At 41.8% G+C, this 22069-nt stretch carries 20 protein-coding genes; 5 read left to right on the top strand and 15 right to left on the bottom strand.

All coding sequences use genetic code 11. The annotated features are described in order from the left end of the window. Window positions 1-129: 129 nt before the first annotated feature. On the bottom strand, window positions 130-624 hold the full coding sequence (locus B2906_RS18780) for a phosphoheptose isomerase (protein ID WP_219956585.1): 495 nt from the start codon (window positions 622-624) through the stop codon (window positions 130-132). A gap of 222 nt (window positions 625-846) precedes the next feature. Between B2906_RS18780 and B2906_RS18785 the strand changes: the two genes are divergently transcribed. Beyond that, the gene (locus tag B2906_RS18785) at window positions 847-1038 is read left to right on the top strand and encodes a hypothetical protein (RefSeq protein ID WP_091649278.1); all 192 of its coding nucleotides are present in this window, start codon (window positions 847-849) and stop codon (window positions 1036-1038) included. A 395-nt stretch (window positions 1039-1433) separates the two neighbouring features. Here B2906_RS18785 and B2906_RS18790 read toward each other — a convergent pair whose 3' ends face one another. From B2906_RS18790 to B2906_RS18845, 12 genes are all read right to left on the bottom strand, one after another. Next, window positions 1434-2201, bottom strand: coding sequence for an ABC transporter permease subunit (locus B2906_RS18790; protein WP_091649275.1), 768 nt, complete (start codon window positions 2199-2201; stop codon window positions 1434-1436). Then, the gene (locus tag B2906_RS18795) at window positions 2194-2937 is read right to left on the bottom strand and encodes an ABC transporter ATP-binding protein (protein WP_286942397.1); all 744 of its coding nucleotides are present in this window, start codon (window positions 2935-2937) and stop codon (window positions 2194-2196) included. Before B2906_RS18795 ends, B2906_RS18790 begins: the two co-directional genes overlap by 8 nt. Next, window positions 2921-4156, bottom strand: a complete 1236-nt coding sequence (locus tag B2906_RS18800; protein ID WP_286942401.1) for a nitrous oxide reductase family maturation protein NosD — start codon at window positions 4154-4156, stop codon at window positions 2921-2923. Before B2906_RS18800 ends, B2906_RS18795 begins: the two co-directional genes overlap by 17 nt. A 20-nt stretch (window positions 4157-4176) precedes the next feature. Beyond that, complete coding sequence (locus tag B2906_RS18805; RefSeq protein ID WP_091649268.1) at window positions 4177-4611, bottom strand: nitrous oxide reductase accessory protein NosL; 435 nt, start codon at window positions 4609-4611, stop codon at window positions 4177-4179. A 48-nt stretch (window positions 4612-4659) separates the two neighbouring features. After that, on the bottom strand, window positions 4660-5229 hold the full coding sequence (locus B2906_RS18810; RefSeq protein ID WP_091649265.1) for a hypothetical protein: 570 nt from the start codon (window positions 5227-5229) through the stop codon (window positions 4660-4662). A gap of 53 nt (window positions 5230-5282) precedes the next feature. After that, window positions 5283-7241 carry a Sec-dependent nitrous-oxide reductase gene (gene nosZ, locus B2906_RS18815; protein ID WP_091649262.1) on the bottom strand — a complete coding sequence of 653 codons (1959 nt, stop codon included), beginning with the start codon at window positions 7239-7241 and terminating at the stop codon, window positions 5283-5285. A gap of 21 nt (window positions 7242-7262) precedes the next feature. Further along, complete coding sequence (locus B2906_RS18820) at window positions 7263-9038, bottom strand: c-type cytochrome (RefSeq protein ID WP_091649259.1); 1776 nt, start codon at window positions 9036-9038, stop codon at window positions 7263-7265. A 25-nt stretch (window positions 9039-9063) separates the two neighbouring features. Then, a complete protein-coding gene (ric, locus tag B2906_RS18825) occupies window positions 9064-9786 on the bottom strand; it encodes an iron-sulfur cluster repair di-iron protein (RefSeq protein ID WP_219956588.1) in 723 nt (240 codons plus the stop codon). Window positions 9787-9834: 48 nt separating this feature from the next. Beyond that, the gene (locus B2906_RS18830) at window positions 9835-10266 is read right to left on the bottom strand and encodes an RrF2 family transcriptional regulator (protein ID WP_091649252.1); all 432 of its coding nucleotides are present in this window, start codon (window positions 10264-10266) and stop codon (window positions 9835-9837) included. A 283-nt stretch (window positions 10267-10549) separates the two neighbouring features. After that, window positions 10550-11251, bottom strand: a complete 702-nt coding sequence (locus tag B2906_RS18835) for an anaerobic ribonucleoside-triphosphate reductase activating protein (protein ID WP_255590367.1) — start codon at window positions 11249-11251, stop codon at window positions 10550-10552. After that, window positions 11217-11387 carry an anaerobic ribonucleoside-triphosphate reductase gene (nrdD, locus tag B2906_RS18840; protein WP_139217417.1) on the bottom strand — a complete coding sequence of 57 codons (171 nt, stop codon included), beginning with the start codon at window positions 11385-11387 and terminating at the stop codon, window positions 11217-11219. Before nrdD ends, B2906_RS18835 begins: the two co-directional genes overlap by 35 nt. Further along, window positions 11371-13491, bottom strand: coding sequence for a ribonucleoside triphosphate reductase (locus tag B2906_RS18845; RefSeq protein WP_219956589.1), 2121 nt, complete (start codon window positions 13489-13491; stop codon window positions 11371-11373). The genes nrdD and B2906_RS18845 overlap by 17 nt, the downstream gene beginning before the upstream one ends. 458 nt (window positions 13492-13949) lie before the next feature. Between B2906_RS18845 and ric (B2906_RS18850) the strand changes: the two genes are divergently transcribed. The 4 genes from ric (B2906_RS18850) to B2906_RS18865 all read left to right on the top strand — a co-directional run bounded on the left by ric (B2906_RS18850) (window position 13950) and on the right by B2906_RS18865 (window position 17362). Continuing rightward, a complete protein-coding gene (gene ric / locus B2906_RS18850; protein WP_219956590.1) occupies window positions 13950-14678 on the top strand; it encodes an iron-sulfur cluster repair di-iron protein in 729 nt (242 codons plus the stop codon). 9 nt (window positions 14679-14687) lie between these two features. Next, the gene (locus tag B2906_RS18855; RefSeq protein WP_219956591.1) at window positions 14688-15809 is read left to right on the top strand and encodes a hypothetical protein; all 1122 of its coding nucleotides are present in this window, start codon (window positions 14688-14690) and stop codon (window positions 15807-15809) included. 452 nt (window positions 15810-16261) lie between these two features. Next, the gene (locus B2906_RS18860; protein ID WP_219956592.1) at window positions 16262-16813 is read left to right on the top strand and encodes a fasciclin domain-containing protein; all 552 of its coding nucleotides are present in this window, start codon (window positions 16262-16264) and stop codon (window positions 16811-16813) included. 111 nt (window positions 16814-16924) lie between these two features. Then, entirely contained in the window at window positions 16925-17362 is a 438-nt protein-coding gene (locus B2906_RS18865; protein WP_091649239.1) for an RrF2 family transcriptional regulator, read from the top strand. Between the two features lie 332 nt (window positions 17363-17694). Here the strand turns inward: B2906_RS18865 and B2906_RS18870 are convergent, their stop codons facing one another. Both B2906_RS18870 and B2906_RS18875 read right to left on the bottom strand, forming a co-directional pair. After that, entirely contained in the window at window positions 17695-19374 is a 1680-nt protein-coding gene (locus B2906_RS18870) for a sulfatase family protein (protein WP_219956593.1), read from the bottom strand. Window positions 19375-19498: 124 nt separating this feature from the next. Beyond that, entirely contained in the window at window positions 19499-21925 is a 2427-nt protein-coding gene (locus B2906_RS18875) for a TonB-dependent receptor (protein ID WP_219956594.1), read from the bottom strand. Between the last annotated feature and the right edge of the window lie 144 nt (window positions 21926-22069).

Genomic DNA, 22069 nt, shown 5'->3' on the forward strand with positions numbered 1-22069 from the left:
AATATAAAATCTCATTTTCAAGAATAGTATCTAGCAAATGAAAAAAAGTGTCATTTGAGGGTCAAACAACACTTTCATAAATTTATACTTCAAGAATTAAGCTTTGTTCACTAAATAAACAAAAGACAATTACCTTCCGAAATCATCTTCAAGCCTAACAATGTCATCTTCATCAGATGGGTTTGTTGAATCTGTATGTTGCCAGATTTCAGCTACCATTCCCCAGTCTTTCATCCCAATTAGCCTATGTCTTTCCCCTTGTTGTAATTTGATTTTATCTCCTTTTCGAAGGGTAGTAACATCTTTTTGTTCATCGGTCATACTGGTTGCCACATTTACCTGCCCATCTATACAACGCCAAATTTCAGCTCTTCTAAAATGATATTGCCAGCTAAGTCTTTTCTCGGGTGCCACCAAAAGAATTTTCGGGCTCAGCTTATCGGAAAGTTTTAAGGCCTCAAAATCCTCTTCTGGAAAAAATTGCTTGGCAAACTTTTTAGCTTGGTTTTCATTGATTACCAAAAATCCTCCCCAAGGTCTACTTCTGTCTGATTTAATTATATCAAATCCCAAATCATCCATAAGCCTTTCTGCTTTTTCAAAAATCTCTGTTGGCGTATTCATATTGTTAAATAATTATTTTTTTTCTTTGCTTCTTAAATAATTCCATCTGCTCCGTAAAGGTCCGAAAAAAGTACTTTAAAGAAGATATTACTTCAATGTTTTAAATTATTTTTTTGTCCATAGAATTGTTCGGTAATGAAACATTACGAAAAAGCTTCACATTTTAAGAAGCTAAAAATTAGACACTTAAATAAAAGGCACTTTCCTTGATAGAATAAAAGCATGCTCAACTTTCTACTTTGGTTAATCTTGCTTGTCCTATGCTGGCCCATTGCGATCATAGCTTTAATTCTCTACCCATTTGTCTGGTTGCTTTTGCTTCCATTCAAATTGCTGGGACTTGCCATAGATATTTCATTTGACTTTGTCCGAGGCATTTTTATGCTTCCATTTCGACTCTTGGGAGTGAAATAATAGATTATTCCATCTCCGACTTTCTATTTTCCAACAATTGCTTAGTCACCTCCTTATTTCCCCCACCAAACTGTTGGGTCTTTTCCAGGTGATCCAAGTATTCATTCAGATATCGCTGAGAAATCTCAGAGTTATCTCCATATTTTTTTCAAATTGATCTAATGATCGATCAGACGCAAACCCATCTCAGTTGATAAAAAAATGTATTATCAACCCTTTTAGTAAGAAAAACCTTTGAAGGTTGAGAATTGGAGATAAAAAAAATGTACAAACTAATGATTGAAAGCATTGTCCATCCGAAAAACATCCTTCGAATTGAAAACAAATTCCTAAAAACTTAAAGTATAAGACAACCCAACTTATAACCAGTTGAGTTTTAATTTTAAGCTATTAGATCAAAAATCCCTTTTTCTAAAAATCCGAGTAGCAAGATAATTCGGAACAAGCATCCATATCAACAATGCAAATGTGGCAATAAAAATGCCTGATCCACTGGAAAAGAACTGTTGGAAAAATGCCCCTGTATAACCCATTAAGGCCGAAATATCCAACTGCATCAACATGAGTATTCTTCCCAAGTCAACAGGATTTAACATAACCAATGCCAAGGTGGCTTTTTCCAGAGGATAATCGGCAAAACTGTAAATGATGTACAAGACTAAACCATCATAGACCAAGGAAAAGTAAATCCAGAGTGCCAAACTTATACCGATGGCTTTGGCTTTGTCCCTAGTAAGTACGCTCGCCAAAAATGCAAATCCTGCAAAGACTGAGCTTAGCACTACTCCAACAACCAGTAGCGTGATTAAGCTGCTATCAGCGCCCCAAAGTAGCATAGGAAGTCCAAATCCTAGCAAAATAGATAAACTCAACATAATCACAACGGCCAGGAGTTGGCTGAGAAACACATGAATCCGCTTTACCGGCTGAGCCAGCATTAATTCGATAAACTCCAGATTATTGTAAAAATGAGTAGTAGCAAAAACCGCCGAAATCAACGGAATAAATAAAATCATGATGTTCATCAGACTCAGAGAGACTTTGCTCAGATCGTCCGAAACCTGATAGATCGAAATCGCCACCAAAGCTAAAAAAACTGTATAAATGATGGCAAAGCGTGATTTCAGAATATCGTATAGCGCGTATTTGAGTAACTTAAACATGATTCAGTATCGTTTTTTTTGACTTCTTTTTCAGGGTCCACTCCATCAGCTTGGCAATGGCAGGAGAAAACTTGCACTCTCCGGTGATTTCCTTTAGCTCTTCGATGGTGTTGGAGAAAAACACCTCCCCTTCATAAATGTAAATCGCACGGTTGGTCAGCTCCTCCAAATCACTAAGGATATGGGAAGTAATCAGGATCAGCTTTCCGCGGGCCCGTTCCTTTTTGATTTTGGTCTTAAGCAGTTCCACCGCGATAGGATCGAGTCCAGCAGTAGGCTCATCCAGGATGAGAATGCTTGGGTGGAAAAGAAAAGCCAAGGCTGCAGAGACTTTTTGTCGAGTACCGCCCGAAAGAGTCCCCATTGCTTTATTTTTCATTTCCTCCAAGCCAAAGGCCTCCACAAGTTCCAAATCGTAATTTTTGATCTCAGGACGCATGTCTTTCATCATGGAAAATAGCTGCCCGATTTTTATGTTGGCTGGATAGTGCCCGATCTGAGGCATGTATCCAATCTGCTTTCGGTAGGATACATCCCCTTTGATGGACTGACTTCCTACGGTAATATCCCCACTGTCAGGAATCACCATACCGAGGATGGTTTTAATCAGTGTGGTTTTGCCGGAACCATTTGGCCCCATAAGTGCATAGCTATTACCAAGCTCAAATTCTAGATTGAACTCATTGAGCACTTGCAGTTTGCCAAATTTTTTGGATATGTTATGTACCGAAATCATAGGGTCTCATTTTAGGTGAATGATCAATCATTTCATCTGGGGTCATGGTAGGAAGGATTTTTTCCATCCTATCTAATAAGGTCACCAGAAAACTCCTCCAAAGCATAACTGATGCAGGAATTTTTTCCACAATCACACTATAAAGATTAATAGGACGAAAAGGCACATCACCGATTCTGTCTCGATTGAGATCATAACCTTCGTATTTGTCCCAGTAGTTTTCATTAAGTTGGTTGAGTACCAAGTTGCCATTCGTACTGATATCAAAGGTGTTTCTTGTGAAGTTGTTGGCTTGGAATAGATTTTGGTCACAGCTCGCCATCAGCTTGAGTGCCCAACCGTTTTCTTTGAAAGTATTTTCTTTAAAATCGATTCGGCTGCTGCCTTCCATGTAGATCCCAACTGTGTTTTTCAGAAAGACATTGCCGATCACTTTGCTGTCTGATATATCTTTCAACAAAATTCCATAGGCACTGCTTCCCCAGTTTTCTTCAAATCGGTTTTCCTGCATTGTGACGTTTTTAGTATACATGACCGCAACACCGGCTCCATTTCTTTTGAAGGTGTTTTTCAGGTAGGTATTGTCATGAGCAAACATAAAGTGAAGCCCATAGCGCATATTGCCTTGGATGAAGTTTTCCTTTGCTAGAGTATTGGTCACAAACTCGAGATAAATACCATCTCGATGACCAGAGACCTCATTTTTCTCTATCAGACTGTCCTTGCATTTCCAGAGATGAATACCGTTTCCTACTTCAAATTCCCGACTGGCCGATGCATTCACTTTATTGTTTCGGATGGTCAGATTTGAGGAGTTGGAAAAGTGTAATCCAAAAAAAGTATCCACCAAAATATTATTTTCAATGACGCAATTTTTGGAATCGAAGAACTTGATTGCCGCAGAGTCGTCCATGTTGGATTTCCCGGTTCTGATAAATTTCAGGCCCCGAATCAGTACATTTTCGGAAGCTACCAGAAAAATATTGCCTTTATTCTCACCGTCCATGACCGGGTGATTATTTCCGATTAAACTCAAAGGCTTTCGTATTTTCACTGCCGAAGCTTGATAGGTTCCGGGGGAGAAAATCAAAGTATCCCCTGCAGCTGAGCGATCTACCGCAGCTTGAATGGATTGTCCGGGCTTGAGAATGATCTTGCCTGCCTCAGCATGGATGGCGTAAAGGCACAAAGTCAAAATAAATGGAAAGATTCGGTTCATGGCTTTTCTGAGTTTGAGCATCACTTAAATTGAGTGGTTAATTCTCCCCAGGCGAGGTACACCCCACCATTTTTGACTTTATATTCTTTTAATAATTGGTAGTCCGGGAAAGCAACCACTTCAGAAGCCATGGGAGTTTTAAATTCGGGAGATTTGAGGTAATGGGCGAAATTGGCATCCAGTAAGGTGCCTGGATTCAGGTAGTCCATAACGAGTATATGTTTAAACACCTGGCCTTTTCCCTCCTCAGAATCCATATAGCCAAGCATACAGTTGACATCGTCGAAAATGAATATTTTCCCTTTTTCTGTAACCAATTCTGCCCCAAACTTTGGATCCATTAGGGTCATTTTGCAATGGTGACAAGCGTCCTGCCCTAGTACAATCGGACGCGGGTCTGCATTGCAAGCCATCAGTATCAGAATTGGGATCAGAGCAATCAATATTCGTTTCATGATCAGTTGGGTTAAATGAAAGTTTTTAATTCAGCAGGTGGATGAGATTTATTTTCCTTTCCAATCCAGGTAAACAGCCAATACCAAGAGGCCCATTCCTCCTATCAATATCCAGCTACCGGTATCAGGACCGGAATACGCCAAGAAGTTTAGAAGTTGTTTATAACCAATTAGAGGTGGCTGGTAGCTCATTCCCTCTACTTTGATAGCTGCCTTTGGGTCAAGCTCATGGCCATACTCATAGCCCCAGAGGTACATATCCACCAGAATAGCAATACCAAAGGCGGAAAGAAGCCCCAGAAAGGAGTAAATCGACCATCTTTTTCCCACTAAGAAAAAGATCAGACCTAGTCCGATCATTGCACCAATCACATACTTTAGGTAAGTGAATTCAGGAAACATCTCTACCCCGATATGCTTCATTCCGATGTAGTGGTTGACGCCGTTGATCTGGTCCACATTACCACTAAGCTGGTCGATCCAAATCTTCATATTCAGACCCTCAGGATATTGAGGAGCCCAGAGGCTAATCTGCCAAAGTGGAGTGAAATACGCAGGAATCAAAGTCAATACCGCCAGTAAAAGCAATATCCGATTGGTGAGGCTAAGGGATTTCATAATCAATTTGTGAAAATCGCCGGTGGAATCTCCACCGGCGAAAGTGGATAGTTTTATTCAGAGTCTCCGGTGGAGTATTTCAGCGAGACATTCGACCCTTTAGGCGAAACTCTCAGATAGCCTTGCATCTCTTGGTGAAGTGCAGAACAGAAGTCGGTACAGTAGAATGGGAACACCCCTACGCGATCGGGTATCCATTTCAGCGTAGAAGTCTCTCCCGGCATAATCAAGAGCTCCGCAGTATTGGCTCCTTTGATTGCAAATCCGTGAGGCACATCCCAGTCTTGCTCCAAGTTGGTGACATGGAAGTAAACCTCATCCCCTACCTGTACCCCTTCGATATTATCAGGTCGGAAGTTGGATCGGATGGAAGTCATATACACGTGTACCTGATTGCCTTTTCGCTCCACTCGGGCGTCATTAATTCCTTTGAGGGCATAAGGGCTGTGATTTTTTTCGATAGGATAGAATTTCACCTGACGGTCTTTGATCAAAGAGGCAGGAAAGGCTTCTGCATAGTGAGGCTCACCAATGGTTGGAAAGTCGAGAAGCAACTGCATTTTATCTCCCGAGATATCGTAGAGCTGAGCTGAATGGGCCAGTTCGGGACCTGTAGGTAGGTATCTGTCTTTGGTGATTTTGTTGTAAGCCACCAGATACTTACCATGAGGTTTTCCGGTAGGTCCACCTGGGATACTCAAGTGACCTACTGAATAATAGGTAGGCGCTCTATCCAGCACTTCAAGGGTTTCGATATTCCATTTCACGATCTCTGAGGACACAAACATGGATGTGTAGGCATTTCCTTTTCCATCAAATTCCGTGTGCAAAGGACCTAAACCTGGTTTTTGAACTTCGCCATGTAGTACTGATTCATATTTCAAAACCGGCATGCCCTGGATATCTCCTTCAAAATCTTTCTTTTCGATTGCGGCCAGCATTTTGGTGAATGAGAAAACTGGAATGATCGCTGCCAACTTACCTGAACCGATGATGTATTCTCCAGTTGGGTCGGTATCAGTACCATGTGGAGACTTTGGACATGGGATGAAATAAACAATGTCTTTCAACACAGTTGGGTCCAAAGTTAACACCTCCTCCATCATTGTGGAGGTAGCAGAATGGGTTTCCTCATTCCATTTGTTATGTGCATACCTTGCTTTTTTCTTGGTCCCTTTTCCCGCCTTCACATATTCTTCTGCTTTTTTCCAGTTGACCGCCATGATAAAGTCCTTATCCTTTTGAGAAGCATTCACTTCCAAAAGCGTATGGGCCATTTCGGTATTGTAGGTGGAGAAGAAGAACCACCCATGAGATTTATTTTTACCGGCTCGGGCCAAGTCAAAATTGAAAGGAGGTGCTTCAATCTGGAATGAAAGATTCATTTCTCCTGTCTCCTGATTCACCCCGATAAAGGATATATACCCTTTGAAGTTCTCCTTGTAGGAGTCAATGGACACGTCCTGATTATCCCCAACGGGCACAGAGAAACGAGTACCTGCCACTACATACTCGGTGTTTTGAGTAATAAACGGAGATGAGTGATTACCCGCAGAATTAGGGATTTCTATGATCTCCACCGTCTTGAAGCTGTTCAAATCTACCCTTGCAATCCGAGGGGTATTGTTTGCATTTCCAAATGCCCATCTAGCATCATGTTCTGCATTGGTGGTAGAAATAGCGATGTGGTGCAAATCATCCCAGGGTACGAATCCCAGAGAGGTGTTGAGCATGGGCTTGGATTGTTCCGAATATCCCCAGCCGTTTTCCGGGTGAACGGAAAAAACAGGGAGGATTTTCAATACCCGACCGGAGGGAAGACCTACGACGGACATTTGACCATTAAAACCACCAGAGACAATGTTGTAAAACTCATCATGCTGTCCTGGCGCTACATAGACCTTAGCAGCCGCATCACCTGTGATGGCACTTTGGGCTCCTTTGGGCTTACATCCGGGCGCTATTGCTGCCGCAATCAGACCTGCAGCAAGTAGCCATTTGTTTGTTTTCATTTGGATTTTAGTTTAACTGGGTTATTTCACGGCAGCATCGCGCTGGCCTGCTTTTTCTTCGTCATTTTTTCTCATAAACTCCAGAATACCTCTTGCATCATCCATGGAGATATTTTGATTTGGCATTCTGGTAAGACATTCTTCCAGAAGCTTTTGTGCTTCGGGGTCTTGGTCCAGCATCACGTCCACATTGGTAATCATATTCATGATCCATTCCGGACGACGTCGGTTGGTCACTCCTTGGAATCCTGGACCGACCAGTCGCTTGTCATTGAGCTGGTGACAGGCGGTGCACTTCATGTCCACGATAGCCTTTCCCTGGTCAGCCAAGGAGGCGTCGACGCCCGATCCGAGATCAACAGATTTTATTTCGCCTATCCCTTTGGGATCGGCAGCGGGCGCAGCGGCTTCAGCAGGGGAACCCGATTCGGAAGAGGAAGACTGAGATTCGCTTCCGCCACCACAGGAGGTCATCAGCATCGCTATGATGCCCATTGACCAAATCATTACTTTTTTCATAGTTTCGACATTGAGTTGATTAGAGTTGGGATACTTTAAGATTGATTGAGGTTGGACATATTTTTCAGAAAACAGACTGATAAAGGACAAGGCAAGACCTAAAGGGAAGAGGGCGGAAAAAACAAACAGTCCCAAGTGATACCACGAAAGGTATCCCCACTGCATCCAGACCATAGTGCCTTGCCCAAAGAGCAGAAGTTCGGTCCCCAGAAATCCTCCCAAAATGAGGCTCCATCCAATTTTGGAAGAAAGCGTAGCAGGAAGTCTGCCTTCTTCCAGGGCTAAGCCCCCTATTCCGAAAGTCATTGCTCCCAGCATAACCAGATGAAGGAAGCCGATGACATACAGTCGGATGGTATAAGAAATCACAGCAACCTCCGGAAATACCAGAAGAACCTGAAGAATTGCCTTTGCAACCAAGCTTACCAAAGCAAGAACAATCAGCATTTTGGGAAAGGGCTGAAGGAAAAGCCCGGGAAGAATCTTTATGATTTTTTGAAGAAGAAGGTAGTACGCCAAGGCTTGAATCAAAACCGCCAAGGAATTGATCCAGAAGAAGATTGGCGATGGTTCCGCCCAGGTAATTGCCAAGGCAAAAGTCAAGAATACAGAACCTATTAAAAGCCCTTGTTGAATGCTGGAAATTAAGATCTTAATACCTCTTTTTTCGGCAAAAAAAACGATTAAGCCGAGCGTACCGAGTACAAACCAAGCATTGAGCTGGAAGTGCAAAAACCACTGAATGGTCATGAAATACATTTCATGCATTCTTCCCAAAGTAGCCGTCACAGGCCCCAAAGCCCATAGGCCAAAGGTTGAGATCAGATACCCGATTAGAGACCATCGAATAAGCCGAATGCCGAGTGTGTTTTCTCTTTGTCCAAGGGTCTTCCAAAGCTTGAAGATGAATGCATAGGAAAGGAGCACAAACAAGGTGGAAAAGGAAATACTCACCACTCCATAGCCCTGCACTGGGAAGGAGAACAACATTCCGAGCAGGGAAACCAGCAAGGCGATGAATAGCCCTCCGTATTTTTTTCCAAAGTTTTCCTTTCCTTCCAGCTCAAATATCATGGTTCCGATCAGCATCATAAATCCCCATCCCAAGAGGGCTATATGAGAATGGGTATGGAGAATATGACGGTATTCGAGAACAGGGATTTCCACGATGTAAAATGCTCTCATGGTCATCCCTAAAAGCGCAGCGATCAGGAAAAATCCTACCGCCCATCGGTTCCAGATGCGAATAAAGAGCTCGTTTGGTTGTGAAATCCTCATGATATTTGAACTAATAGAACTTTGTTTATGAAGCGTTTAATTCTGAATAAAGCACCATAGCTTTTGGAAATAAAACATTGTTTTCCAAGTGGATATGGGTATGTAAATCCTGCTCAAACTCCTGCAGCATAGAAAATGCTACCCGGTAAGTTTGACAGGCATCCGCAGGAGAAGTAAAACCCTGTGTCAAGGAGTCAATTCTTCGAAAACGCTCCCCTTCTGTGTCATGCTCTTCTTCCATCGTAGATATCGGGTTTTCGATATGTCCAAAATGTGGCTTTGAAAGCGGGAAGCTGTTGGATTTGGCATCTTCCATTGCTTTGATGTAAGGGAAAAGCACAAATTCCTCCTTCTTCATATGGATGGTTAGCGCATCTGCAGCTTCGAAAAACTCCTTCCGGATTGAACTCAATTCCGGATGGCGGTCGCCATGAACCCGCTCTATTTTATCGAGATAAAATTTCAAAGCTGGAAGAGTCTCTTCCACATACTTATGATGGACACTCACAATATGGTCAATCAATTGGCTGAGAGACATTTCCTGATAGGGGCTCTGATCCGCTACTTGCATGATTACTTCGAGCTTTTCGACCACCTCTTCCAGGTTAAGCCCTCTTGTGCTGCAGGCATCGGATAGTTTGACTCCTCCTTTACAGCAGAAGTCTATTCCATATTCTGTAAATACCTTGGCAGTCCGGAAATTCTCTGCTACAATTTTGCCTACTTTTTTGTCTATGATAGTTGCCATTTGATTTAATTTTAAAGGATCTTTTTATCTTTTATATAAGTAAATTTTTTAAGTTTTCAAGAAGCTTACTCCAGTTTGAATCCCAAGTGCCATATCCCGAAGCGTAGTGGTCATCATCATACCGGTCAGGTGATCCCGGATAGCTTTGAACTTATGATGCACCGCGCAGGGATGTGACTCTGAACACTCCTGTAATCCCAGTGCACAGCCCACGAAGATCGAATCCCCGTCAATGACTTGCACAATCCTATAAAGAGTTGATTTTTTACCTAAATCGCTGATTTCAAATCCTCCATTTGGACCTTTTATAGAGAGGAGTAAGTTTTCTCTTACCAAAGTTTGGAGGATTTTAGCAGTAAAAGCTTCCGGAGAATTTATTGCAAAAGCAATGTCCTTGATGCCAGCACGCTCCTTGCCATCCGGTAAAGTGGCCAGAAAAACCATGGAATTGATTGCGTATTTACAGGCTTTGGAAAACATCTTTGCGCTAATTGATGAATCAAATGTAATGGAAAAATAATAAAAGATAAAAATATCCTGTAATATTTTTTTATTGGAAATTCGGTTTAAAAAGTTATTTCTTGAATTTCACCTCATTTGTATGTGCCCCATCATTATTAAAAACATCTTTCAAATGTTAGGAGCGGGAAGGAATTGCGGAAAACATTTCAATATTTGAAGCGATCATACTACCAAGTGAATAAAAAAAGGCAGGTATTTTTATGAATACTGCTCATCTGGCATCTCTTCATAAATCCATCATTCAATTCCTCCACACCCCCACCCTGCTTTTTAATCCTGGCTTTTTGCTCTCACCCAAATTGTCAAGAGTCTGCTTATCTCCCCGAAAAGGCTGTAAGTAATAGCTCCCGAAATAGCCTTTCCCCCTTAGCCAGGTGTTCATGACATCAAGGTGGGATGTCCTCAATTGCTCAGAATGAACTGTAGTCCGAACCTCAAAGGGAACAGAAGACGAGACCATGATTTCCAATGTTTTCTCGAAAGCCAAAAACAAATCAGAGCGGGTAACTTCCCAATACTTTTCCGGTAAAGATTTAAAATCAAGGGCCACATAGTCCAGCAAATCTTCGGTAATTAGCTGTCCAATTACCTCAGGCCGACTGCCGTTGGTGTCGATTTTCACCTCAAACCCCATCTTTTTCACCTCCCTGACAAATGGAATCAACTGAGGATGTATCGTGCATTCGCCTCCGCTGAACACCACCCCATCCAGCAAGTGACGGCGGCTTTGCAGAAATTCCCTGACATGATCCCAACTCAGCTTGCCTTTGCCAAGGACGATCTCGGGATTGTAGCAGTAGCCGCAGCGCATGTTGCAGCCGGCAAACCAAAGGATGCAAGCTGTGCGATCCGGAAAATCCAGCATAGTGAAAGGGGAGATACTGAAGACAGGTCTCCCCTTTTCCAGCCTATTCGACGAAATGGGTGCGCTGCTTGTGTTCACCTTTTTTTCCGATGTTAAAACTCTCCACGGGACGGTGATAGCCCATCACGCGGGTGTACACGAGACATTTGGTGCGCTTTTCTTCATGCTGATCGAGTAGCGCTTTGGTTTGGATCGGTTCAGTGCTGGTCTGCATAGTTTATTGGTTTTTGGTTAAGTGATTTGAGTAGATCTTCATCGCAATGCGGGCAGTATTCATGTTCGCCGTTGAGGTATCCATGTACCGGGCAAATACTGAATACCGGAGTGACGGTGATGTAAGGCAACTTGAAGTTGGAAAGCACCTTTTTCACCAAGCGGCGACAAGCCTCAGGCGAAGAGATTTTTTCCCTCATGTACAGGTGCAGCACGGTACCTCCGGTGTACTTGCATTGGAGTTCGTCCTGTAGCAACAGGGCTTCAAAAGGATCATCGGTATAGTCTACCGGGATTTGGGAGCTGTTGGTGTAATAAATGTTTTCCTCCATTCCAGCTTGGATGATTTCGGGGAAGCGTTTCTTATCCTCTTTCGCAAATCGGTAAGTGGTACCTTCTGCCGGGGTAGCCTCGAGATTATAAAGGTTGCCGGTTTCTTCCTGGAATTCTTTCATGCGATTTCGAATGTATTCGAGGAGCTCAGCGGCAAAATTTTGTCCGAAGTCGCCGGTGATATCTTCTTTTCCCTGGGAATAATTCAGAATCATTTCATTCAAACCATTCACCCCGATGGTCGAAAAGTGATTTCGGAAATGCTTCAGATATCGTTGAGTGTAAGGATAGAGCCCACGGTTGTACATTTCTTGGATGAAAACCCGCTTTTTTTCCAAAGTGGATTTGGAAATCTGCATCAGGTAGTCCAATCGCTCATAAAGTCCAGCCTTATTTCCGGAGAATAAATATCCCAAGCGTGCCATATTGATCGTCACCACCCCGATACTTCCGGTCATCTCGGCACTTCCAAAGAGTCCATTTCCACGCTTCAGCAACTCCCGTAAATCGAGTTGAAGGCGACAGCACATCGACCGAACAGCATTGGGCTTGTAGGCATTGGGGTTTTCTATCTTTTGACCATTCTCATCCACCGTATATTGACTGCCTATGAAATTTTGAAAATAAGAAGAGCCTATTTTGGCCGTATTTTCAAACAGCAAATCCGTATTGGGTCCGTACCAATCAAAGTCTTCGGTGATATTGACCGTAGGAATAGGGAAAGTGAAAGGCTGCCCATTCGCATCTCCTTCGGTCATAATCCTGTAGTAAGCCTTGTTGATCAGCTCCATTTCGGGTTGGAAATGCTTGTAAGTAAGTTCTTCCAGGGAATTCACTCCCCGCTTTCTCGCCTTTTCCATCAACAAATCAGAATCGATCCCCTGGAATAGATGCAGGTCACTCTTGGTCGGCATCTGGTCTTTCAGATCCTCGGGAACTACCCAGTCCAGTGTCACATTGGTGAAAGGCGATTGACCCCATCTCGCTGGAACATTGAGATTATAGACAAAAGAACGAATGGCTTTCTCGATCTCCTTATAATTGAGCTGGTCCTTGAATACATAAGGTGCCAAATAGGTATCAAAAGAACTGAACGCCTGTGCTCCTGCCCATTCACTTTGGAGGATACCCAGAAAATTAGCCATTTGTCCCAGGGCTTCACGAAAATGCGAGGGTGGACGGCTTTCAACCCGACCCCGGACTCCATTAAATCCTTCATTGAGTAAGCCCCTCAAGCTCCACCCTGCACAATAGCCCGTCAAGCAATCAAGATCATGAATATGTAGGTCCCCATTGCGATGAGCATAGCCTTCCTCCTTATTGTAAACCTTGTCCAACCAATAGTTGGCGATGATCTTTCCGGCCACATTGTTGACCAAGCCGGCATTGGAGTAGGAAGTATTGGCGTTGGCATTGATCCGCCAGTCAGTCTGCTGGATATATTCTTCGATTGTCTGGGTACTGTCCACATAGGTGGTGTCATCGTTGAGTCCAGCCACATGTTCACGCTGGAGTTTTCGGGTATGACGGTAGAGCATAAAGGACCGCATGACCTGAAAGTAACCCGACTGAAAAAGCTCCTTTTCGATCAAATCCTGAATCTCTTCAACCGCCCAAGTGGTCTTGGAAGCTAAATTTCTGAGAATTCGATCAAAAACTACCGAATCATAGACTTCGGATACACTATGAAAGCCTTTTTTCAGGGCGTCTTCAATCTTAAAGGAAGCAAAGGGCTCATATTCTCCATTTCTTTTGATTACATATTGTTCCATATTTCATCTTATTAAGGGATTATTTTATCCTTTAATATTGAATAAAAAGCGAGCCAACTGAAAAAAATCTGAACTAATATTCCTCAGATCCCAGCATGATATTTATCATTAATTTTTATCGAAACAAGGTACCCTCCATTCATTTTTGAAAAAATAAATTGGTTACCCTATGAAGTTGGCTAATCAAAAAGCTTTTATTTTAGTCTTAAATGACTATTTTCAAAAAAAATACCTAGAATTTTATATGCTAATGAATTCAGAATGATTTTTCACCTGCAAAATTAAAAAGTTATCTCTCAAGAGAAATCCATTGATCTTAAGTCTTAGAGATAAAAAGTTGAGAAAATTATTAAAGGACTTTTTTATCTTTTTTTAATAGATTTGTAACTTTACAAATGAACTCGGGACATCGTCCCTTTTCTTAACTTTAAAAAGAGGATAACAATATCCTTTATTATATGAAAAATATCGCAGAACTACCCATAAGCGAAATAGTCTCAAGGGATTACAGAGCTGCTCTGGTATTCCGGACTTTCGGAATAGATTTTTGTTGCAAAGGAGATCAGACAATTCAGGAGGCATGCACTCAGAAAAAGATAGACCCCCAGCTTTTGTTTGAAAAACTTGTTGAAGCATTCACCCAACCTGCTGAGGATCACTTCGATTACAAAAGTTGGCCTTTAACCCTATTGGCGAACTATATTGAAAATAAGCATCACGCCATGCTCCGGGAACGGATTCCACTAATCCGGAAATTCCTAAAGCGAGTCGTCAAGGTTCACGGCGCCCATGAACCTCAGCTCAAAAAAATCAAAGCCCTTTTTGAAGATTCCACCGAAGATTTAAAAAGACATTTACAACAGGAAGAGCTGATAGTTTTTCCGTTCATCCGCAAGATTTACACAGACGAAGAGAGAAAAAAACTGCTTTTGAGCCCAAATTTCCGGAAAATCCGAGAATTGATCTACCAATTAATGGAGGATCATGCTCAAGAAGGAGCGTGTTTGGAAGAGATTCGGAGACTTTCAAATGATTACAATCCTCCCTCCTATGCCTGCAATACCTACAAAGTAGCCTTTGCATTACTTCAGGAATTTGATGTAAATCTTCAGAAGCATATGCACTTGGAGCATAATATCTTATTCCCCGAAGCCATTTCCTTGAAGCCTGACCAGAGCATAAACTGATTGATAGAAATGATTCCCACCCCATTCAAGGCCTTCTACCTGCTCCCCTTTATTCTTTTGGGTTTGGTGGTCGGGATATCCGGAGGCTGGATCAGGCTTGGCTACCCCGCGATCCCCCTTATCGAAGCCGCAAGTCAACATGGATTGATTATGACGGGTGGATTCTTGGGAACTTTGATTTCTCTGGAGCGGGCCATGGTCATGGCAAAAAAAACATGGCTTTTGATTCCTTTCCTTACCGGGATTTCAGTTTTCGCTTTTCTCCTTGGCCTCTCTGAAGTCGGTTTGATCCTATTGACCACAGGGTCTCTCGGGCTAAGCTTGATTATGCACCTGCAAACCCTGAAGCACCCAAAATTCCACTCCGCGTTGCTGTATGGAGGCGCTGTCTCCTGGTTTATCGGCAATTTTCTTGCATGGCAGACCGGATTGATTGCGGCGGGAAGTACTTGGTGGATTGGCTTCCTCCTGTTTACTATTGTGGGCGAACGGCTTGAATTGAGCCAGTTTTTACCAGTCCCGTCCTGGTCACAAAACGCCTTAAAATCCCTCCTTGCCCTATTCACGGTGGGCTTGATCGTTCCCTTTCACGCTTGGGGCAATGAGATTATGGGAATTTCAGCCCTATTGATTGCTGCATGGTTGTTGGTTTTTGACATGGCAAAGGTGGCTTCCCGCAAAGCTGCCCAATTCCGCTATATCGGGATTGGATTACAGGTCGGATATTTATGGCTGGGGATCCATGGCTTGATTTTAATGGGATTGGGAAATCACTCCTTATACTACGACTTGATCCTTCACACCTTCTTTTTGGGATTTACTTTTTCCATGATTTGGGCACATGCTCCGATTATTTTCCCTACAATTTTCGGGATCCGGCAGACCCCTTATCATCCGGTTCTTTGGATCACTTGGACCGGTTTTCAGCTTAGTCTTTTGGGAAGAATTGTGTCTAGTATCCTCGATGAATATGAGCTGCGCAAAGTATTAGGAGTAGCGAATGGATACTTGATTTTGATTCAGTTTGTGCTGATGGCAGGAATCATTATCGGGAAAATAATGAAAGGTGGTACTTCCAGCCAATCTGGCAACAAAATTTACAGAGAAGGCAGGAAAAAGATACTTCATTGAGCTTATTTTCAGGATCCCAAGTCGTAAACCAAGTTTTCAGAAGGTAAATGATATATTTTCAAACTACTCTAGGGAATCCGAGATTTAGGACATCAATTTTTATCACATCAAGAACTTATCACCCTCTTTTGCTCGATTTCAAAAGATCTCAATTTAAATAGTCGCCCCGAGGATCGAGGATTGTCTTACTCAATCATTTAAAAAATAAGCTAATAAATTAATTTCTGAATGCATTTTCTTACTAGAATACTAGCAAATCAACCTATTAAATAGGATAAAATTATCTCGCTAAAATAGCCTAATATATATTGAGATAAATTTTCTTAAGATTTTTAAAAAATAATAAAGGATTTATTTGTCTTTTATTTTTATGGGATTTACATTTAACTGATGATTTAATAACCTTAAGCATTCAACTTTCAAAAAGATCCAAATTCTTATCTCTCTTCACTATGAAAAAGTTGCTTTATCTCCCTTCTTTGTTTCTGGCCCTGGCCGCCTGGTCTTGTGGCGGTCAGGCCACAGATAGCACAACTTCTACCGCTGAGTCTGCTCCGGGGCCTGGACAATCTGCTGTTGTGGACGATGTTTCCAATCCTAATGTGGTACAAGTAGCCATTAGCTCTGCGGATCACAGCACACTTGTCGCGGCATTGAAAGCCGCAGACTATGTAGATGCTTTGACCAATGTTGGACCATTTACAGTCTTTGCTCCCACCAACACCGCGTTTGATGAATTACCCGCCGGTACTCTAGATGATCTAGTAAAACCAGAGAATCAACGAAAACTCCGAGACATCCTCGAATACCATGTTTTACTGGGAGTTTACAAACCCGGTGATTTTGTAAATGCCAGGAATCTTGGAACAGCAGATGGCCGATCAGTCACCGTCACAGTTACCGAAGATGGAACGGTTACCATTAATGGAGCAAAAATTATCGGTACTGTCACCGCATCCAATGGTATCATCCACGTCATTGACCAAGTCCTACTTCCAAAATAGGAGACTATTTAAGAATTTTGTTAGGGTTTTTCTTGAAAGGCCGGGGTTTTGCTACTTCCGGCTTTTTTCCTTTAATAAGTGAAGGTTATATTTCGGATAAAATTATCCAATATGTTCTCCCAAGCTACTAAGTACGCTATTAAGTCCGTGATTTACATTTGGACTCAAAGTCTAGAAGACAGGAAGGTTAGTGCTAAGGAAATTGGCCAAAAAATAGGTGCTCCTGAGGCGTTTACTGCCAAAATTTTACAGAATCTCACAAAAGCCAAGATTGTGGGATCAATCAAAGGCCCTAATGGAGGCTTTTTTGCAGATGAATCCCATGCAAATTTCAATTTGAAAGACGTGGTCAAAATCGTGGATGGAGATCAGCTATTTTCGGGATGTAGCTTGGGGCTTCATAAATGCTCAGAAAAAAATCCCTGCCCACTTCATTTCGAAGTAGTAAAGGTCCGTAAAGAAATTGATATTATGCTAACCTCCAAGAGTCTCAAACACCTTGCCGTAGAAGTGATCAAGGGCCAAACCCATTTGGGAAATATAATTTGATTTTCATCGAGTAGGCCACCCGAAAATCATGCAATTTTAATTGATTAGGAGGCTAATCATTCTTCAATTAGCTGTCTTTTTTAATAATCCTTCCAGAGATTAATTGAAAATCAATTTGAGGAAGCTTAATAATATTTTATTTGGGAGCTACTTTTATGGATTAAGAAACTGCCATACTTTTTTGAATTTTCAGTTTAACTGAGGGGATATAGGATTTTTCAAAGCAAATAGCCAAAAAAGCAGCTCCCTTTTTCAGGTAAAAAGAAAAAGCCCAGATAAATTAAGTTCTGGGCTTATTAACATTTAAGTATTTAAAGTCTAAGAATGGAATTTCATTTTTTCCTATTTTCCAACAATTGCTTAGTCACCTCCTTATTTCCCCCACCAAACTGTTGGGTCTTTTCCAGGTGATCCAAGTATTCATTCAGATATCGCTGAGAAATCTCAGAGTTATCTCCATATTTTTTTCTCAAGTCATCTAACTTTTGATGTAGCTCCTTTTTCACTTGAGCATAAGCTGGATCATCATAGACATTCTGGAGTTCTTTAGGATCTTTGATCCTGTCAATTAACTCCCATTCGTCCACATCATAATAGTAGTGCGTCAGCTTGTACTCCTTGGTTACTACCGCATAATGCCTTTTAACCATATGCACAGATGGGTATTCATAATAATGATAATATACTGCATCTCTGGTCCATTTTTCATTTTCACCCTTGAGTAAAGGCAACAGACTTTCACCTTGCATATGTGAAGGAGCCGGAATTCCTGCTGCTTCGAGTAGGGTTTGAGCAAAGTCTAGATTTTGAACCATCTCATCTGACTTGGTCCCTGGCTTAACTTTTCCCGGCCAAGCCACCAACAATGGAGTTTTGAAAGACTCATCATAGACAAATCGCTTATCAAACCAACCATGCTCTCCTAGATAAAAGCCCTGATCTGAAGTGTAAACGACGATGGTATTTTCCATCAAGCCATTCTCTTCCAAATAATCCAAAACTCGACCTACGTTTTCATCAACAGCTTTGATGGTAGCCAAGTAATCCTGCATGTAACGCTGATATCTCCATCTCATCAAATCTTCCTTTGACATGGATGCATAAGTCTTTTTAAGGGAGTCAGCTATAGGTCTATAGTATTTATCCCAAGTTACTCTTTGCTCAGGATTCATTCTTCCAATTTCATTTTCCAACGCTCTCCAGTCCCAGTCCGAAGTCGGTGGAATACCCAGTTCTTTCAATACTTCCGGATAAATCTTAGAGTCACCTGCCCAGTTCATGTGCTTGAGCAAATTCATTTCCGCTTCTTTGGCAGCCCTCCCTCTTCCGGAGTAGTCATCAAACAAAGTAGCCGGTTCAGGGAATGTCCTCTGAGTAAACTCTTCTAAATGCCTTCCCGCAGGTGCCCATTCTCTGTGAGGAGCTTTATGCAGATACATTAACATAAAGGGTTGATCGGCCTTTCTTTCATTCTGAAGCCAATCTAAGGTCATATCAGTGATTACATCGGTAACATAGCCTTCCACTTCTATTTTACCCTCGTTTTTGGTAATAAATGTGGGATTATAATAAACTCCCTGTCCGGGTAGAATTTTAAACTGATCAAATCCTTTTGGATTATTCCCAAAATGAAGTTTTCCAAACATGGCAGTTTGATAACCGGCTTCATGAAAGAGTTGAGGGAATGTAACATTGGTAGTGTCAAAAGGAAAATAATTATCAACTTTTCCATTCAAATGGGAATGTAAGCCAGTCAGTATAGTAGCCCGGCTAGGTGCACAGATGGAATTTGTCACCGTAGCATTGGTGAAAAGCATTCCCATTTTTGCAATCCTATCAATATTGGGGGTTTCAATTAAATGATCGCTGTAGGCGGAAATAGCCTGATATGCATGATCATCTGACATGATGAATACAATATTGGGAGGGCCTTTTTGTTCTTCTTCAGTCTTGCAAGAACAAATACAAATCAGGATTAAAAGAAAGTAAAAGGAGGTTTGGAGCTGTTTCATAAAATTCAATGCTGGGTTCATTGTTGAATTATAAATCTAAAAAACTTATTTTCAGAACACTCTCCATTTAAATAAAAAAGCCACCATGGTTTCCCAAAGTGGCTATTTGAATATGAATTAGAAATTAGAATTTCAATCCCAAAGTCAAGTAAAAGGTTCTTCCGTCTGCCGGCATAATACCTGGCCCTGGATATCCCCCCGCTCTTCGGGTAAAATATCTTTCATCTGTTAGATTATTAACTCCCGCTTTGATAGAATGCTGCTTCCAAACATTCCAGGAGGCAGATAGATCCTGAACCTGATAGGCTGGAATCAAGCCAACTGTAGCGGTAGCGTTGGGTTCAACCGTATTGGATGCATCAGAAAAAGCTTCTCCAACATCGCTCAACTGCCAAGTCATGGAGAACTTACCCAGGTTGTAGGTTGCACCAAATCGATTGATTTTTCTCGGCGCATTTTCTACTTGGTTTCCTTCCAGATTTCTTGTTACAATCTCTCCATTGCTCACAGATGTCACTTCAAAATCTCCGTAAGTGGCGTCAATAAAGGCCAAGGAAGCGAAAAGGTGCAGGTATCCAAATCGAGAACTTTCAAAAATTGCCGTCACGGGATCAAATTCCACATAGCCTTCAAATCCACGGCTGATTGAATTTCCAAGATTGGTTCTGAATTGATAGATACTTCCATCTTGTCTACTTTGGGCAATTGTTCCAATTCTGTCCTGATAGTTGAGTTGGAAATATCCCAAATCAAATTTGACATAAGGGAAAATTGAACCTCTATAGCCTAAGTCAAAATTATATCCTCTGGAGTCCTGCAAATTTGGATCAATCACATCCGTTGTAGCCGGAGGAGTCAAATCTGAAATCAATACCGGCCTATATGCCTGAGAGAAGTTGGTGTAAAACTCTGTAGTCTTAGTGACATGGTATTCCGCTCCCAAACCCAACAGTACAAAGTTTCGAGTTCTGGTAATCGGCTCTAAAGTTTGAGGAACTCCGTTGGTCAAATTCAGCTGACCTTCCATATTAGAGCGGATATTTTCATAGCGTAGACCGGCAGTCAAGAGAAACTTATCATTGAACCTGAATACATTTTCTGCAAATGCAGCTGTATTGATGTTATTGAAGTCCAGTTGTCTTCTGAAGTCTCCTTCTTGCACGGAGAAATCCATTTCAAAGCCAGCAGTGCCTGTTCCTAGCTGCCTTCTGTCAATTGCACCATTGAAATATCGGAATCCTGTGATCAAAGTCTGTTCCTGGCCAAACAGCTCATAGTTGGTACTCATTCTCAATTCGGTTCCGTAGGTAGTGTAGAAATCTCTATCCACCTGGCGGTTACCCAAATCGTCCTCCTGATTGATCGGACGCATAAAGCCTACGGAATTTCTTTCAGCAAATGTTCCAAATGCCTTCCAATTTAACTTGGTGCTAGGTGACACGATGTATTCTGCGGAAAGGGAAGGAATAAACCAAGGAGTATTGAACCAATTTCGACTTCTGGTGCTTTGACGGGAATCCTCCTCGAATTGTGCATCAGTAACGCCTCCGGGTTGCTGAGTCTCTGTGGTCATATAGGTCATTTCATAACCCAACTTCAGACGGTTGCTGGCAGCATAATTAACCTCTAAGTGAGCATGATCTGTATTGAAAAATCCATTTTCTCTCCAGCCATCACCCCTTCTTTTTTGATAATAAGCTGTGTAATTCCATTTTCCTTCGGTTCCTCCTATGTAGTTGAAAGAACTGAAAAGCCCATAGCTTCCAATTGTATTAATTGACTCAGCAGTGAAACGGGTAGATTTATCCGGCTTTCTTAAGACAAAATTCATCAAGCCACCAAACTGAGGGCCATATTGTAAAGAAGATGCACCTCTAATGATTTCAATCTGCTCTACCACTTCCATAGGAGGTGTAAAATAAGCCTCAGGATATCCCATAGGATCAGGGGTAATATCATAGCCATTCATTCTGACGTTGAATTCCCAAGATCTATTAGGGCTTAAGCCTCGGGAGGCTACACCCAACTGAATACCTGATCCGTCATTTTCCCAGATGGACATTCCTGGAGTTTTACCAAAAATCTGACGGCTATTGTTCATCGCCAAATTGGCATTGATCTCTCCTATTTTAATGACTTCATTCTTCTTTCCCGCATTGATTCTGAAGTCAGAAACTTCAGGAAGGTTCTCTTGACCTAAGATCCCCCTGCTTGCGGAAACATTAACTTCTGATAAAAGCAAATCGCCCTCTTGAAGCGTGATATCAAACTCTTTGGTCTCCTGCTCTCCAATTGAGAATTCTTCAGACCAAGTTTGAAATCCCACTAAACTCACCATAAGGGTGTAATTTCCTTTTGGAAAATCTTTCAGCTCATATCTGCCATTTAAATCAGACTGAACCCCTCTCACTGTTCCTTCCAAAACAATTGAAGCACCACGAACCGGATTTCCATTTTCGTCAGAAATCCTTCCTTTGATCAAGTTTTTCTGTGCGAAAAGCTCTGTAGAAAACAGCAAACTGCAAATCAATAAACTGTAAACGAACCTCATCTCCTATCTTTATCTAGATTGATTTAAAATAATGATGCAAATGTAAATGCGGACGAAATCTCAAGCAATACTTATTTGGAAAAAATCTAAATAAAGATTTTAAATTAATCGTAATACTTTCATTTACAGCATATAAAATTTAAT

It is taken from the genome of Algoriphagus sp. UBA3586, from assembly GCF_002376385.1.
GTDB classification, from domain to species: domain Bacteria; phylum Bacteroidota; class Bacteroidia; order Cytophagales; family Cyclobacteriaceae; genus Algoriphagus; species Algoriphagus ornithinivorans.